The sequence below is a fragment of the Gordonia mangrovi genome, from assembly GCF_024734075.1.
Lineage (GTDB): Bacteria > Actinomycetota > Actinomycetes > Mycobacteriales > Mycobacteriaceae > Gordonia > Gordonia mangrovi.
The window spans coordinates 870,055-887,208 of the sequence record NZ_CP102850.1 but is presented as its reverse complement, the minus strand read 5'-3'; the positions used below and the strand labels follow the sequence as shown (position 1 = coordinate 887,208).

At 66.2% G+C, this 17,154-nt stretch carries 10 protein-coding genes; all 10 read left to right on the top strand.

From position 1 onward, the window contains the following. The 10 genes from NWF22_RS04145 to NWF22_RS04100 all read left to right on the top strand — a co-directional run bounded on the left by NWF22_RS04145 (position 1) and on the right by NWF22_RS04100 (position 17,112). A complete protein-coding gene (locus NWF22_RS04145) occupies positions 1-1,335 on the top strand; it encodes an MCE family protein (RefSeq protein ID WP_160900498.1) in 1,335 nt (444 codons plus the stop codon). Then, the gene (locus NWF22_RS04140; RefSeq protein ID WP_160900499.1) at positions 1,332-2,411 is read left to right on the top strand and encodes an MCE family protein; all 1,080 of its coding nucleotides are present in this window, start codon (positions 1,332-1,334) and stop codon (positions 2,409-2,411) included. Before NWF22_RS04145 ends, NWF22_RS04140 begins: the two co-directional genes overlap by 4 nt. 147 nt (positions 2,412-2,558) lie before the next feature. After that, complete coding sequence (locus NWF22_RS04135) at positions 2,559-3,587, top strand: MCE family protein (protein WP_160901376.1); 1,029 nt, start codon at positions 2,559-2,561, stop codon at positions 3,585-3,587. Then, the gene (locus NWF22_RS04130; protein ID WP_160900500.1) at positions 3,587-4,918 is read left to right on the top strand and encodes an MCE family protein; all 1,332 of its coding nucleotides are present in this window, start codon (positions 3,587-3,589) and stop codon (positions 4,916-4,918) included. Before NWF22_RS04135 ends, NWF22_RS04130 begins: the two co-directional genes overlap by 1 nt. After that, the gene (locus NWF22_RS04125; RefSeq protein ID WP_160900501.1) at positions 4,918-6,297 is read left to right on the top strand and encodes an MCE family protein; all 1,380 of its coding nucleotides are present in this window, start codon (positions 4,918-4,920) and stop codon (positions 6,295-6,297) included. The genes NWF22_RS04130 and NWF22_RS04125 overlap by 1 nt, the downstream gene beginning before the upstream one ends. Positions 6,298-6,328: 31 nt before the next feature. Further along, the gene (locus NWF22_RS04120) at positions 6,329-7,570 is read left to right on the top strand and encodes an MCE family protein (RefSeq protein ID WP_160900502.1); all 1,242 of its coding nucleotides are present in this window, start codon (positions 6,329-6,331) and stop codon (positions 7,568-7,570) included. A gap of 44 nt (positions 7,571-7,614) precedes the next feature. Beyond that, entirely contained in the window at positions 7,615-8,277 is a 663-nt protein-coding gene (locus tag NWF22_RS04115; protein WP_233750866.1) for a conjugal transfer protein, read from the top strand. Then, entirely contained in the window at positions 8,277-9,203 is a 927-nt protein-coding gene (locus tag NWF22_RS04110; protein ID WP_160900503.1) for a hypothetical protein, read from the top strand. Before NWF22_RS04115 ends, NWF22_RS04110 begins: the two co-directional genes overlap by 1 nt. A 421-nt stretch (positions 9,204-9,624) precedes the next feature. Further along, positions 9,625-13,113, top strand: coding sequence for a DNA-directed RNA polymerase subunit beta (rpoB, locus tag NWF22_RS04105; protein WP_160900504.1), 3,489 nt, complete (start codon positions 9,625-9,627; stop codon positions 13,111-13,113). A 42-nt stretch (positions 13,114-13,155) separates the two neighbouring features. Then, on the top strand, positions 13,156-17,112 hold the full coding sequence (locus NWF22_RS04100) for a DNA-directed RNA polymerase subunit beta' (RefSeq protein ID WP_160900505.1): 3,957 nt from the start codon (positions 13,156-13,158) through the stop codon (positions 17,110-17,112). The last annotated feature ends 42 nt before the right edge of the window (positions 17,113-17,154 follow it).

The following is a 17,154-nucleotide window of genomic DNA, read 5'->3' as shown; positions in this document are numbered from 1 at the left end:
ATGTCGACGCTGCGTCGCCGGCTGCTCGGGCTGGTGTTCTTCCTGGTGGTCGCCATGTTCTTCGTCGTCACCATCACCAAGTTCAACGACGGCTTCACGACCTTCACCAATGTGACCCTGAGAACCGACTCGACCGGCAACGCGTTGCCGGCGAATGCCGATGTCAAGGCGCGTGGGGTGCTCGTCGGCGAGGTCCGCGACGTGGAACCGACCGACGACGACGAGGTGGCGGTGACCCTGGGCCTCGACCCGGACATGGCCGCGCAACTGCCGGCGAACACCACCGCGCGCATCCTGCCGAAGACGTTGTTCGGCGAACGCTATGTGGATCTGCAGGTACCCACCGACGACGCGTCGGCGCAAACCCTGGCCTCCGGCGACACCATCTACACCGATGAGAGCGGCAACGCCAAGGAACTACAGGAACTGTTCGACGATCTGCTGCCGGTACTCGACGCCATCCCGCCGCAGGACCTCAACGTCACGCTGACCTCGCTGTCGCAGGCGCTGGCCGGCCGCGGCGAGCAGCTCGGCGTCACCTTCGACGAACTCGACACCATCTTCCGGCGGTTCAACGACAACATGCCGGAACTGCAGAGCACCCTGCGCGGACTGTCGAGCTTCTCGCAGACCTACTCCGAGGCGCTGCCCGACGTCATCGACGCCCTCGACAACTTCCGCACCACCAACGCGACCATCGTGGAACGGCAGGGCGATCTGCGCACCCTGATCGCCACCGTCGGCGTCGCCGCCACCGACACCACGGCGTTCCTGCGGCAGAACCGCACCGACCTGATCGACCTCGCCGTCGACTCCGAGCCGTTCCTGGTGGGTCTGGCCAAGCAGTCGCCGACCTTCGTGTGCACGTTCCGCAACTTCGCCGGCCTGATCCCGGAGTCCCGCAAGATCGTCGGCGAGGGCACCGACAACCCGGGCGTGCGGGTGAACCTGCAGTTCGTCAACCCGCGCGGGCGGTATCTGCCCAACCAGGACGAACCGCGGCTGCTCGACACCGACCCGCCCGCGGTCTGCTACGAACCGGCCACCGACGGCCGGCCGTTCCCGCAGTACCCGGGCGGCGGCCTGGCCGACGGCTCCTATCAGCCGCCGTCGCGTAACGCCGGCCCGCGCGACGTGGCGACCCTGCCGCAACCGCAGTTCTCGGCCACGCCGGTCGGCCGTATCGCGGCCAATCCGTTCGACGATCCCGACTATGTGAAGCAGTTGAAGGTCATCTACGGCGGCGCCAACGGCACCGATCCCGAGCAGGTCCCACTGTGGGTCACCACGATCGGCGGAACGTCGCTTCAGGGAGCGCAGGTCACCATCCGATGAAATCCATCACCGGACCGCTGATCAAGCTGATCACCTTCGGCGTGGTCACGGTCATCGCCACCAGCCTGCTGGCGCTGACCATCGCCAATGCCGGCGGCGACGGCGACAGCGACTACAAGGCGGTGTTCTCCGACGCCGCGATGCTCAACCCCGGCGACGACGTGCGCATCGCCGGTGTCCGCGTCGGCCAGGTCACCTCGGTGGAGGTCTACGAGCGCAACAAGGCGATGGTCGAGTTCAACGTGGACCGCGACCAGCTGCCCGAGGGCACCCAGATCTACATCCGCTACCGCAACCTCACCGGGCTGCGCTATCTCGCGTTGGAGAAGGGGGCCGGCGACCCGAACAAGACCGTCGACACCGGCTACACCTTCGGCGTCGACGGTGCCGAGAACACCCATCCGGCCGTGAACCTGACCGAGCTGTTCAACGGTTTCAAGCCGCTGTTCCGGGAACTGTCGGCGGCCGACGTCAACACGCTCTCCGACCAGATCATCAAGGTGTTCCAGGGGGAGAGCGGCACCATCTCCCAGCTCATCAGCAGCACCTCGCAGCTGACCAACGCGGTGGCCGACAAGGACCGGGTCATCGGCGAGCTGATCACCAACCTCACCACCGTGCTCGACACCGTGAACCGCAACGAGGACCAGTTCACCGCGCTGCTCGACAACACCGAGCAATTGGTGACCGGCCTGGCCGCGCAACGCGGATCGGTGGGATCGGCGATCACTTCGGTGTCGAACCTGACCGCGGTGACCGCGTCGATCCTGCAGCCCACCCGTCCGGCGATCCAGGGGGACATCGCGGGACTGAAGTCGCTGGCCGATCAGATCAACGCCCGTGACGAGGATGTCGCAGAGATCTTGACGAACCTGCCGGTGAAGCTGCAGAAGATCGGTCGTGCGGCCAGCTTCGGCTCGTGGTTCCAGTTCTATCTGTGCGGCATCGACGTGGTGGCGGGCAACGGGAAGTCGACGCTGCTCACCCAGCCGCTGATCCCGCTGCCCGACATCAATCACGTGCTCTACACCAGCGCGGCCACCCGCTGCTGGAAAGACGAGAGGCCGGGGGGATGACCTGTGGCTGACGAACAAGACCGGCAGCAGCCGGGCGGTGACAACCGTGGATACGGGGATGACGCGCAGACCGAACGCTTCTCCACCGAGGACGTCCGGGCCGCCGCACACGCCGACCAGCAGTCCGATGCCGAGCCGCAGGAGAATGTGCATCCGCACCGTCGTTTCGGCGGTCGACGCAGCCCGGTCAGCATCGGCGCGATCGGCATCCTGATCCTGCTGATGACCGCGGTGTCGGCGTTCTTCCTGAACTCGCTGCCGCTGATCGGCGCGGCCGCCCGCTACACCGCCCAGTTCTCCGAGGCCGCCGGCCTCAAGCCCGGCGCGGAGGTGCGCGTGGCCGGCGTCAAGGTGGGCGAGGTCGACGGTGTCTCGCTGGCCGGCGATCACGTGGACGTCGATTTCCGGGTCACCAACACCTGGATCGGCAACCAAACGCAGGCCTCGATCCAGATCAAGACCATCCTCGGTCAGAAGTATCTGGCGCTGAACCCGCAGGGCACCGAGCCGGCCGACCCCGACGTCGCGCTGACCGACACGGTCGCGCCCTACGACGTGGTGGAAGCGTTCTCCGACGCCGCCGATCAGATCGAGGAGCTCGACACCGACCAGCTCGCGACCTCGATGAAATCGCTGAGTGACGCGTTCTCCGGCACCGCCGGCGACATCGGGCCGTCGCTGGACGGTCTGACGCGGCTGTCGCAGACCATCGCCAGCCGCGACCAAGAGGTGCAGCGACTGCTCGAGGCGACGAAGTCGACGTCGCAGATCCTCGCCGACCGCAACGAGGAATTCGTGCGGCTGATCGCCGGAGCCGGCCAGCTGCTCGACGAACTCAACAACCGGCAACAGGCGATCTCGCGGCTGCTGTCCACGACGACCGTGCTGTCGGATTCGTTGTCGGGCATCGTGGCCGACAACCAGGAACAGATCGGTCCGGCGCTGGAGTCGCTGCAGCAGGTCAACCAGCTGCTGATCGCGCAGAACCAGAACCTGCGCGACACCGTCACCTACATGGCGCCGTTCTACCGGCTCTACGCGAACGTGCTGGGCAACGGGCGCTGGTTCGAGTCGGTGGTCACCAACCTGCTGCCGCCGGCGTTGCCGCAGCAGAACACCACCCGACCGCCCAACAAACAGGTACTGCAGAACAACGGTGGAACGGAGGCCGGCTGATGAGCACCGCACCCGACCTCACCGGCACCGCCGGACCGGGGCGCTGGTTCACCCCGCGCCACATCGTGGTTCTCGTCCTCGGGCTCATCGTCGCGCTGATCGTCGCCGGCGTGCTGTGGTGGGCGTTCTCGATGATCGGGACCACCAAGATCACCGCCACCTTCGCCCGCAGCGTCGGCATCTACTCCGGCTCCGACGTCCGGGTGCTCGGTGTCGAGGTCGGCAAGGTCGACGAGGTGACCCCACAAGGTGACACGGTCGAGGTGACGATGACCGTCAACCGCGGCATCGACCTGCCGGCCGATGTGCGGGCCGTGCAGATCATCCCGTCGGTGGTCGCCGACCGCTACGTGCAGCTGACCCCCGCCTACAGCGGAGGGGAGAAGGCGCCCAAGGACATCACGCTCTCACTCGACCAGACGATGGTCCCGGTGGAGGTGGACCAGATCTATGCGAGCGTGCAGGAGCTGTCGGAGGCGCTCGGCCCCGAAGGGGCCAACAAGGACGGCGCGGTCAGCGACCTGGTCGCCACCGGCGCCGACAACCTCGAGGGCAACGGCGCCAAGCTCGGCTCGGCCATCGAGGAACTGTCCAAGGCGACGACGACGCTGAGCAACTCGCGCGGCAACATCGTCGACACCGTGAAGAACCTCGACGTGTTCGTCGGCGCGCTGCGCGAGAACGACGCCCAGGTCCGCCAGTTCAACACGCAGATGGCGTCGTTCAACCAGTTCCTCGCCGGCGAGCGCAACCAGCTGGCGGCGTCGCTGAACAAACTCTCGGTGGCCCTCGGCGACGTCGCGACGTTCGTCCAGGACAACCGGGAACTGCTCGGCGACACGGTCCGGGACCTGCAGCCCACCACGCAGGCGCTGCTCGACACCAAAGACCACCTCAAGGAGATCCTGACCGTCCTGCCGGTCACCATCAACAACCTGATCAACGCCTACGACGCCGAATCGGGCACCCTGGCGATGCGGCTGACCATCCCGGACCTGCAGGACCTGATCGGTGCGCAGTGTCGCCTGCTCGACCTCGGCAAGCTGCTCGACGGCAATCCGGCCGCCGAACAGTTCAGCACCACCCTCGCCCCGATCATCAGTCAGTGCGAGGAGATCGGCCGGCAGATCACCGACGGTGTGCTCGAGCCGCTGCTGCCGGTGCTGCCGTTCGGCATCATGAGCAACGACAAGCTGCAGCGCTATCCGGCGCCGGGCACCACGCCGGGCAACCCCGACCCGCAACTGGAGTCGGGTGCGGAGTCCGCGCCGCCGACCGGACCTGCGGTCACACGGCCCTCGGCCGCCCGTCCCGAGGCCGGTGAGAACTGATGCGCAACGTCCTCACGCGTACACCGCTGCGGGCCGTCGTCGGTGCCGCGATGGCCTCACTCGTGCTGATCCTGGCGGGCTGCGGGACCAACGGCATCCAGTCGATCCCGCTGCCCGGCGGCGTGGACACCGGCGACAACCCGCGGACCTACCAGATCCAGTTCGACGACATCCTCGACCTGGTGCCGCAGTCGATGGTGAAGATGAACGGCATCCCCGTCGGCCGCGTCGAAGCGATCGAGGTGCCCGACAACCAGTGGTATGCGCAGGTCAAGGTGGAGGTGCAGAACGAAATCGACCTCTCCGACGAGGCCACCGCGGCCGTGCAGCAGACCTCGCTGCTCGGCGAGAAGTTCATCGAACTGTCCGAACCCGAGAATGCCAACGAGCTGCCGAAACAGAATCCGGCCGACCCGATCCCGGTGGGTCGCACCCGCACCGCCACCGACATCGAGCAGGTGCTCGGCGCGTTGTCGATGCTGCTCAACGGTGGTGGCATCAATCAGCTGCAGCCGATCGTCACCGAACTGAACAAGGCCCTGGAGGGCTCGGTCGACCAACCGTGTGAGGTCGGTCCGCAGGGCCGGACCTGCCCCGTCGTACGCAGCCTGCTCGAACAGACCGAGGGCCTGATCACCGGGCTCAACCGGCAGCGCGACGACATCGTCAACGCGATCGACGGACTGGCGCGGCTGTCGACGCGGGCCGCGGACCAGACGGTGCAGATCGAGCGGATCCTCGACGAGATCCCCGCAGGTGTGGCCGTGCTCGAGGAGCAGCGTCCGCAGCTCGTCGATCTGCTCACCAAGCTCGATGAGCTCGGTCAGGTCGGTACGGATGTGCTGAGCAAGTCACGCGACGCGCTGATCACCGATCTGAAGGCGTTGCGCCCGGTGCTCACCGAATTGTCGAAGGCGGCACCCGATCTGATCACCGCGGCACCGCTCATGCTGACCCATCCGTTCCCGGACTGGTTGCTGCCGGGTGTCCACGGCGACTCGACCAACCTGTTCATGACCCTCGACCTGCGGCTGCTCAATCAGCTGGAGGCGCTCGGCGTGGGACAGGGGACACCGGAGTACTCGCCGCCGCAGCGGGTGGACGTGCCCGTCAACCCGCGCAACCCGTACATCGGTGACAACGGGCCGCGTTACGGCTGGCCGACCATCACGCTGTTGCCGCCGGGACCGAACTGGGAGCCGGGGCCAAACACGCCGCCGTCCGGTGGCACCTATCCGATGAACCCGGCCTCGGCCGACGAGTCGAGCCCCGAGACCGGCTCCGGCGATGACAACGCCGACTTCACCCTGCTGCCACCCGCCCAGCCGGGCCAGCGGTTCATCGACGGGCCACTGAACATGATCGGAGCGGGACGATGATGCGCGCCTCGGCACGGAACGGAGGACGCTGATGTTGTCGAAGATGGCGCGTATCCAGCTCATCGTGTTCGTCGTCGTCGGGCTGATCGCCCTGGTGTACGTCGGAGCGAAGTACGCACGCCTGGACCGGCTGGCGGGTTACGGCCAGTACACCGTCACCGCGTCGATGCCGTCGTCGGGTGGGATCTTCACCAACGCCGAGGTGACCTATCGGGGTGTGCCGGTGGGCCGGGTCGGCCCGTTGACGCTGACCGACGACGGCGTGAACGTGGCGTTGGAGCTGGACTCGGACGGTCCGGAGATCCCGGCGTCGTCGGCGGCGGTGGTAGCCAACCGGTCGGCCATCGGTGAGCAGTACGTGGATCTGCAGCCGACGTCGTCGGAGGGCCCGTATCTGGAGGACGGCTCGGTGATCACGGAGACGTCGGTGCCGCCGGAGCTGGAGGACGTGGTGGCCTCGGCGATCGATTTCACCTCGTCGATCCCGGTCGACGATCTGCACACGGTGATCACGGAGCTGGGCAAGGCGTTCGATGGTCGGGCCAATGATCTGACGCGCCTGGTGGATTCGTTGTCGACGTTGTCGCGGGCGGGATACGACTCGCTGGATGAGACGATTTCGCTGATCCAGAACTCCGATGTGGTGCTGACGACGCAGGCCGAGCAGTCGGACGCGATCTTGTCGTGGTCGCGGAATCTGAATGTGATCACCGCGACGTTGGCGTCGGCCGATCCGGATCTGCGGCGGTTGCTGACCACGGGGACCGCCTCGGCGACCCAGATCTCGGCGTTGCTGCAGGAGAGCGGCGGTGACATCTCGACAGTGGTCAAGCAGTTGGCGAGCACCGTGCGCACCATCGAACCCACCAGCTTCGCCACCGCGCCCACGTTCGCGATGCTGTCGGCGCTCTCGGCCGGCAGCCACAGCCCTGCGCCGGGCGATGGTCAGATCCACTTCGGCGTGGTGTTGGAGACGAACAATCCGGCGGCGTGTACGCGCGGCTACGAGAGCACGCAGGCGATGGTGGACCGGATGAAGCGTGAGGACCCGTCCTTCGACATCCGGTACGACGAGTTCCCGTTCAACACCGACGCCAAGTGCACGGTGCCGGTGGGTAATCCTACGGGTGTGCGCAGTGCCGAGCGGGCGGTGTACGCCAATCCGGAGTTCGCCCAGCCGTGGGATGACATCCCGAAGAAGGACCCGGACAAGCTCAATCTGAACCCGTTGGCACGGCAGCTCGCCGCGCTGCTGGGAGTCCGTCCGCAGTGATCGCTTGGGTTCCTCTCAGGTCCCGATGGTTAGGGTGACCGCCGATGACGAGTAACACATCGAGCAGCCCGACGTCGGGTCGGGCATCGTCGCGCAGCAGCGGCGTGACGGTCGCGTTGGCGGCTGCCATCGTCGCGGTGATCGCGGCGGCGGGTTGTGCGGTCTGGTTCGGCTACCAGGGCTATCAGGCGTACTTCGTGCAGAAGCCCATCCAGGAGGCCCGCGACGGCGCGGTGAACGGTGCCGAGCAGGCCATCATCAACGTGACGACGGTGGACCCGCGCGACACCGCCGACTGGAAGCGTCGGGTGGACGCCTCGCTGACGGGCAAGGCGCGCGAGCAGATCACCAATCAGGACGTCAACAACCTGAACTCGATGATCTCCGACGCCGGGCCGCAGGCCGCGACCCTCACGTCGCGTCTCATGCGCAGCGCACCCACCGAGGTCGACGCGGACGGCGGCAACGCGAAGGTGCTGGTGTACGTCGCCGCGACATCCAAGCGCGAGAACGAGGCCGGCGTCACCCAGACGATGGGCTTCTCGGTGTCGATGACCAAGGACGGCGATTCGTGGAAGGCCAACGACATCGTTCCGCTCGACTCGCTGCAGTACCAGGACCCGGGCACCGCGGCCGCGACCGAGGACAACGGTGAGGGAGCGGACAGCAGCGGGAACACGGACAGCAGCGGGGGAGGAGGCAACTGATGCCGACCAACCCACGTCCGTCGCGGAAGTCACCCAAGCGGAAGTTCACCCCGCGCGTCGCGGGTCGACCGGCGCCGGGCCAGCCCCCGGTTCCCGCCGGGAGCACCCCGAATCCCGCCGACGGAACCCCGAATCCCGCCGACGGAACCCAGAATGTCGCCGACGGAACCCAGAATGTCGCCGACGGAACCCAGAATGTCGCCGACAGAACCCAGAATGTCGCCGACAGAACCCCGTCGGATGAAGTGACGACCGGCGACAAGGCGGAAGAGGACACGGCGGAAGCGGACACCGCGGAAGCGGACAAGCCCAAGCCCGCCGCCAAGCGACCGGTCTCGAGAGTGTCCACCCTCCGGCCGGGCGACAGTGCGACCGCGTCGTCGACGACATCGTCGAGCACACCTTCGCACCGACGCGTCGCGCGATACGGGCCGCGGACCGTCGTCGGGGTGCTGGCCGCGATCGCGGTGCTGCTCGGCATCTTCGCGGTCATCGCGGGCGTGCACCCCGGCGCGGACATCGGACCGAACAAGGCATTCATCGATCAGCCCGCCACCACGGAACTGACGTCTCAGGTGCAGAGCAAGGCCTGCGCGCTCACCGTCAACACCGTCGACATCGACAAGTGGGCCGGTGAGGCGCGCGCGGTCCTGACCGGTCAGGCGCTGACCGAGTTCGACCAGTACCTGCCGCAGCAGCGCGAGATCCTCGACCAGACCCAGGCGGTCGCCGACTGCCGGGTGGAAACGGTGGGCGTCGCCGACCTCAGCGGCGGCGACGACGGTGCCACCGCCCGGGTCATCGTCAACATGATCGTCAGCCAGCAGCAGGCCGGTCTCGCCGGACAGAGCGCCGCGCCGCGCTACCAGTTCGGCATGGTCAAGCAGGGAGACGCGTGGCTGATCAACGAAGTCGAGGCCTTCTAGCGTCCCAGCCTGGTATCCAACTGCAGTCCCAGCGTGCGGAGGCGACAATTATCGTCGCCGCGACGCGCTGGGACTGCTGCTGTAAACGCCTCTGCGCAGGTAAGGCGCCAGTTTTCTGGGGCAAATATGCGCGTAGCGCTTGACGTATCGGCGATGTCGGGCCAGTCTGTGACCAGTGATCAACGTGCAGGCAGCCATCAGCGCGGAGTCACTTCACGACGCGACTTGACAAAGTGCGTCTATTTTCTGCTACAGTTGGACGTTGCGCTGGCTGCCTCCTGTCCATGTACCGATCCTTCCTCTGGCCACCTTTGCTGTGTGTGCTCGTGGTGATCGCCGAAGTCGCAGGGTGTCACCAGCGAACGGCCCATCAAGCCAAGCACCGAGCTAGGTAGAACACTTCGTGTTGGAAGGACGCATCTTGGCACTCGACCGCCAGTCCACCTCAACCATCCCCGGCGCGCCCAAGCGCGCATCTTTTGCAAAGATCGACGAGCCACTGGAGGTCCCGGGACTTCTCGACCTCCAGCTCGATTCCTTCGAGTGGCTCGTGGGTTCCCCCGAGTGGCGTGCCAAGGCCATCGCCCGCGGTGACGACAACCCCACCGGCGGCCTCGAAGACATCCTGCACGAACTGTCCCCGATCGAGGACTTCTCCGGCTCGATGTCGCTGTCCTTCTCCGAGCCGCACTTCGACGAGGTCAAGGCCTCCGTCGAGGAGTGTAAGGACAAGGACATGACCTACGCGGCGCCGCTGTTCGTCACCGCGGAGTTCATCAACAACAACACCGGTGAGATCAAGTCGCAGACCGTGTTCATGGGCGACTTCCCGATCATGACCGACAAGGGCAGCTTCATCATCAACGGCACCGAGCGTGTCGTGGTGAGCCAGCTGGTGCGCAGCCCGGGCGTCTACTTCGACTCCTCGATCGACAAGGCCACCGAGAAGAACCTGCACACCGTCAAGGTGATCCCGGGCCGTGGTGCTTGGCTCGAGTTCGACGTCGACAAGCGCGACACCGTGGGCGTGCGTATCGACCGCAAGCGTCGCCAGCCGGTCACCGTGCTGCTCAAGGCGCTGGGTCTGACCACCGAGGAGATCACCGAGCGCTTCGGTTTCTCCGAGATTATGATGTCCACCCTGGAGAAGGACAACACCGCCAACCAGGACGAGGCGCTGCTCGAGGTCTACCGCAAGCTGCGTCCGGGCGAGCCGCCGACCAAGGAGTCCGCGGAGAACCTCCTGGAGAACCTGTTCTTCAAGGAGAAGCGTTACGACCTCGCCCGCGTCGGCCGCTACAAGATCAACAAGAAGCTCGGCCTCACCGACAACCCGATGTCGGGCGAGGGCGTGCTGACCCGTGAGGACATCGTCGCCACGGTCGAGTACCTGGTGCGTCTGCACGAGGCCGACCCGCACACCGTCACCTACATGACGGTGCCCGGCGGCGTCGAAGTTCCGGTCGAGGTCGACGACATCGACCACTTCGGCAACCGTCGTCTGCGTACCGTCGGCGAGCTGATCCAGAACCAGATCCGCGTCGGACTGTCGCGGATGGAGCGCGTCGTGCGTGAGCGCATGACCACCCAGGACGTCGAGGCGATCACCCCGCAGACCCTGATCAACATCCGTCCCGTCGTGGCGGCGATCAAGGAGTTCTTCGGCACCAGCCAGCTGTCGCAGTTCATGGACCAGAACAACCCGCTGTCGGGTCTGACGCACAAGCGTCGTCTCTCGGCGCTGGGCCCGGGTGGTCTGAGCCGTGAGCGCGCCGGCCTCGAGGTCCGCGACGTCCACCCGAGCCACTACGGCCGCATGTGCCCGATCGAGACCCCGGAGGGTCCCAACATCGGTCTGATCGGTTCGCTCTCGGTGTACGCGCGGGTCAACCCGTTCGGCTTCATCGAGACCCCGTACCGCAAGGTCGAGAACGGTGTGGTCACCGACAGCGTCAAGTACCTGACCGCCGACGAAGAGGATCGCTACCTCGTCGGGCAGGCCAACACCAACTACGACCTGAACGGGCAGATCACCGACGGCCGTGTGCTGGTCCGCAAGAAGGGCTCCGAGGTGGAGTTCGTCAACCCGGATCAGGTCGACTACCTCGACGTGTCGCCGCGCCAGATGGTGTCGGTCGCGACCGCGATGATCCCGTTCCTCGAGCACGACGACGCGAACCGCGCCCTGATGGGTGCCAACATGCAGCGTCAGGCCGTGCCGCTGGTGCGCAACGAGTCGCCGCTGGTCGGTACCGGTATGGAGCTGCGTGCCGCCGTCGACGCCGGCGACGTCATCGTCTCCGACAAGACCGGTGTGGTGGAGGAGGTCTCCGCCGACTACATCACCGTGATGGCCGACGACGGCAGCCGCGACACCTACCGGATGCGCAAGTTCGCCCGCTCCAACCACGGCACCTGCGCCAACCAGCGTCCGATCGTGGACGAGGGGCAGCGTGTCGAGGTCGGTCAGGTGCTGGCCGACGGTCCGTGCACCGAAGACGGTGAGATGGCGCTGGGCAAGAACCTGCTCGTCGCGATCATGCCGTGGGAGGGCCACAACTACGAGGACGCGATCATCCTGAGCCAGCGTCTCGTGGAGGAGGACACCCTCACCTCGATCCACATCGAGGAGCACGAGATCGACGCCCGCGACACCAAGCTCGGTGCCGAGGAGATCACCCGGGACATCCCGAACGTCTCCGACGAGGTCCTCGCCGACCTCGACGAGCGCGGCATCGTGCGCATCGGTGCCGAGGTCCGCGACGGCGACATCCTGGTCGGCAAGGTCACCCCGAAGGGCGAGACCGAGCTGACCCCGGAGGAGCGACTGCTGCGCGCGATCTTCGGTGAGAAGGCGCGTGAGGTCCGTGACACCTCGCTGAAGGTGCCGCACGGCGAGACCGGCAAGGTCATCGGCGTGCGCGTGTTCAGCCGCGACGACGACGACGATCTGGCTCCCGGCGTCAACGAGCTCGTGCGGGTGTACGTGGCTCAGAAGCGCAAGATCCAGGACGGCGACAAGCTGGCCGGCCGCCACGGCAACAAGGGTGTCATCGGCAAGATCCTCCCGCAGGAGGACATGCCGTTCCTGCCCGACGGCACCCCGGTCGACATCATCCTGAACACCCACGGTGTGCCGCGTCGTATGAACATCGGCCAGATCCTGGAAACCCACCTCGGGTGGATTGCCAAGGCCGGCTGGAACATCAACGTGGCCTCCGGCGTGCCGGACTGGGCGTCGAAGCTGCCCGAGGAGATGTACTCCGCGGAGCCCGACACCAACACCGCCACCCCGGTGTTCGACGGTGCGCGCGAAGAGGAGCTGCAGGGCCTGCTCGGCTCCACGCTGCCCAACCGTGACGGCGAGGTGATGGTCAACGGTGACGGCAAGGCGACGCTGTTCGACGGTCGCTCCGGCGAGCCGTTCCCGTACCCGGTCTCGGTCGGCTACATGTACATCATCAAGCTGCACCACCTGGTCGACGACAAGATCCACGCGCGTTCGACCGGTCCGTACTCGATGATCACGCAGCAGCCGCTCGGCGGTAAGGCGCAGTTCGGTGGTCAGCGCTTCGGTGAGATGGAGTGCTGGGCCATGCAGGCCTACGGCGCCGCCTACACGCTGCAGGAACTGCTGACCATCAAGTCCGACGACGTGGTCGGCCGCGTGAAGGTGTACGAGGCGATCGTCAAGGGCGAGAACATCCCCGAGCCGGGTATCCCGGAGTCGTTCAAGGTGCTCCTCAAGGAGCTGCAGTCGCTGTGCCTGAACGTCGAGGTGCTGTCCTCCGACGGTGCCGCGATCACCATGCAGGACTCCGACGACGAGGACCTCGAGCGTGCGGCGGCCAACCTGGGAATCAACCTGTCGCGCAACGAATCCGCGACGGTCGACGACCTGGCGAACTGACCCACCGACGAACCAGACTAAAGAGCTCTCGAAAGGTAACAAGTGCTCGACGTCAACTACTTCGACGAACTGAAGATCGGTCTCGCCACGGCCGATGACATCCACAACTGGTCCTACGGTGAGGTCAAGAAGCCCGAGACCATCAACTACCGCACGCTCAAGCCGGAGAAGGACGGCCTGTTCTGCGAGAAGATCTTCGGACCGACTCGCGACTGGGAGTGCTACTGCGGCAAGTACAAGCGCGTCCGCTTCAAGGGCATCATCTGTGAGCGCTGCGGCGTCGAGGTGACCCGCGCCAAGGTGCGTCGTGAGCGGATGGGCCACATCGAGCTGGCCGCCCCGGTCACCCACATCTGGTACTTCAAGGGTGTGCCGAGCCGGCTCGGCTACCTGCTGGACCTGGCGCCGAAGGATCTCGAGAAGATCATCTACTTCGCCGCCTACGTCATCACGTCGGTCGACGACGAGCTGCGTCACGCGGAGCTGTCGACCCGTGAGGCCGAGATGGAGGTCGAGAAGAAGGCGGTCGCCGACCAGCGCGACGTCGACCTGAACGAGCGTCAGCAGAAGCTCGAGGCCGACCTGGCCGAGTTGGAGGCCGAGGGCGCCAAGGCCGACGTGCGCCGCAAGGTGCGTGACGGTGCCGAGCGCGAGATGCGGCGCATGCGCGATCAGGCCCAGCGGCAGCTCGACGAGCTCGAGGAGATCTGGGACAAGTTCACCAAGTTGAGCCCGGGCGAGCTGATCATCGACGAGAAGCTCTACCGTCAGCTCGACGAGCGTTTCGGTGAGTACTTCACCGGCGCGATGGGTGCCGAGGCGATCAAGAAGCTCCTGGAGAACTTCGACATCGACGCCGAGGCCGACTCGCTGCGCGACACCATCCGCAACGGCAAGGGCCAGAAGAAGCTGCGTGCGCTCAAGCGACTGAAGGTCGTCGCGGCGTTCCAGCAGTCGGGCAACTCGCCGCTGGGCATGGTGCTCGACGCGGTGCCGGTGATCCCGCCGGAGCTGCGTCCGATGGTGCAGCTCGACGGTGGCCGCTTCGCGACGTCGGACCTCAACGACCTGTACCGCCGCGTCATCAACCGCAACAACCGCCTCAAGCGACTGATCGACCTCGGTGCGCCCGAGATCATCGTCAACAACGAGAAGCGGATGCTGCAGGAGTCGGTGGACGCCCTGTTCGACAACGGTCGTCGCGGCCGCCCGGTCACCGGACCGGGCAACCGCCCGCTGAAGTCGCTGAGCGATCTGCTCAAGGGCAAGCAGGGCCGTTTCCGTCAGAACCTGCTCGGCAAGCGCGTCGACTACTCGGGCCGTTCGGTCATCGTCGTCGGCCCGCAGCTCAAGCTGCACCAGTGCGGTCTGCCCAAGCTGATGGCGCTCGAGCTGTTCAAGCCGTTCGTGATGAAGCGTCTGGTCGACCTGAACCAGGCGCAGAACATCAAGTCCGCCAAGCGCATGGTGGAGCGTCAGCGCCCCGCGGTGTGGGATGTCCTCGAAGAGGTCATCGGCGAGCACCCGGTGCTGCTCAACCGTGCACCGACGCTGCACCGTCTCGGTATCCAGGCCTTCGAGCCGCAGCTGGTGGAAGGTAAGGCCATCCAGCTGCACCCGCTGGTGTGTGAGGCGTTCAACGCCGACTTCGACGGTGACCAGATGGCCGTGCACCTGCCGCTGAGTGCCGAGGCGCAGGCCGAGGCGCGCATCCTGATGCTGTCGAGTAACAACATTTTGTCGCCGGCGTCGGGTCGTCCGCTCGCCATGCCGCGTCTGGACATGGTGACCGGCCTGTACTACCTGACCACGCTGCGTGAGGGTGCGGCCGGCGAGTACAGCCCGGCATCGAACGACGATGTCGAGCGCGGCGTCTACTCCAGCCCGGCCGAGGCCATCATGGCCGTCGACCTCGGTGCACTGACCGTGCAGTCGCGCATCAAGGTGCGGCTGACCGATCAGCGTCCGCCGGCCGACATCGAGGCCGAGTTGTTCCCGGACGGCTGGACCTATGGTCAGGCCTGGGATTGCGACACCACGCTGGGCCGCGTCATGTTCAACGAGCTGCTGCCGGTGGAGTACCCGTACGTCAACGAGCAGATGCCGAAGAAGCGTCAGGCCGTCATCATCAACGACCTGGCCGAGCGGTACCCGATGATCGTGGTCGCCCAGACCGTCGACAAGCTCAAGGACGTCGGCTTCTACTGGGCCACCCGTTCGGGTGTGACCGTGTCGATGGCCGACGTGCTGGTGCCGCCGCAGAAGAAGGAGATCCTCGACAAGTACGAGGAGCGAGCCGACGGTCTGGAGCGCAAGTTCCAGCGCGGTGCGTTGACTCCGGAAGAGCGTCGGGACGCACTGGTCGAGATCTGGAAGCAGGCCACCGAAGAGGTCGGCCAGGTCATGGAGGCCCACTACCCCGACGACAACCCGATCCCGATGATCGTGAAGTCGGGCGCGGCGGGCAACATGACCCAGATCCGCTCGCTGGCGGGCATGAAGGGCCTGGTGACCAACCCGAAGGGTGAGTTCATCCCGCGTCCGATCAAGTCCTCGTTCCGCGAGGGCCTGACCGTGGCCGAGTACTTCATCAACACCCACGGTGCGCGTAAGGGTCTGGCCGACACCGCGCTGCGTACCGCCGACTCGGGTTACCTGACCCGTCGTCTGGTGGACGTGTCCCAGGACGTCATCGTCCGCGAGACCGACTGCGGCACCGAGCGTGGCATCAACACGACCATCGCCGAGAAGATGCCCGACGGCACGCTGATCCGCGATGCGCACGTGGAGACCTCCACCTACGCCCGCACGCTGGCGGTCGACGCGCTCGACGAGAACGGCAACGTCATCGTCGAACGTGGCCACGACCTCGGCGACCCGGCCATCGAGGCGCTGTTGGCTGCAGGTGTCACCCAGGTCAAGGTGCGCTCGGTGCTCACCTGTGCCACCGGCACCGGTGTGTGCGCGCACTGCTACGGGCGGTCGATGGCGACCGGCAAGCTCGTCGACATCGGCGAGGCCGTCGGTATCATCGCGGCCCAGTCGATCGGTGAGCCCGGCACCCAGCTGACGATGCGTACCTTCCACCAGGGTGGCGTCGGTGAGGACATCACCGGCGGTCTGCCGCGTGTCCAGGAGCTCTTCGAGGCTCGCGTGCCCAAGGGTGTCGCGCCGATCGCGGAGGTCTCCGGACGGGTGCGTCTCGAGGACGACGACCGCTTCTACAAGATCACCATCATCCCCGATGACGGCTCCGAAGAGGTTGTCTACGACAAGATCTCGAAGCGTCAGCGTCTGCGCGTGTTCAAGCACGACGACGGTTCCGAGCGGCTGCTGGCCGACGGCGACCACGTCGATGTGGGCCAGCAGCTCATGGAGGGTTCGGCGAACCCGCACGAGGTGCTGCGCGTGATGGGTCCGCGTCAGGTGCAGGTGCACCTCGTCAACGAGGTCCAGGAGGTCTACCGCAGCCAGGGTGTGTCGATCCACGACAAGCACATCGAGACCATCGTGCGTCAGATGCTGCGTCGCGTGACGATCATCGACTCCGGTGCCACCGAGTTCCTGCCCGGTGCGCTCACCGAGCGATCCGAGTTCGAGTCGGAGAACCGTCGCGTCGTGACCGAGGGTGGCGAGCCCGCCGCCGGACGTCCGGTGCTGATGGGTATCACCAAGGCCAGCCTCGCGACCGAGTCGTGGCTGTCGGCGGCGTCGTTCCAGGAGACCACGCGTGTCCTGACCGATGCGGCCATCAACAGCCGCAGCGACAAGCTGATCGGTCTCAAGGAGAACGTGATCATCGGTAAGCTGATCCCGGCCGGTACCGGCATCAACCGGTACCGCAACATCCAGGTGCAGCCGACCGAGGAAGCGCGCGCCGCCGCGTACGCCGTGCCGTCCTACGACGACACCTACTACAGCCCGGACGGCACCTTCGGTGCTCCGGCCGGTGCCGCGGTGCCGCTGGACGACTACGGTTTCTCCAACGACTACCGGTAGCCAACCGCACGCTCACGACCCCCGCACTCACGCCACGTAGTG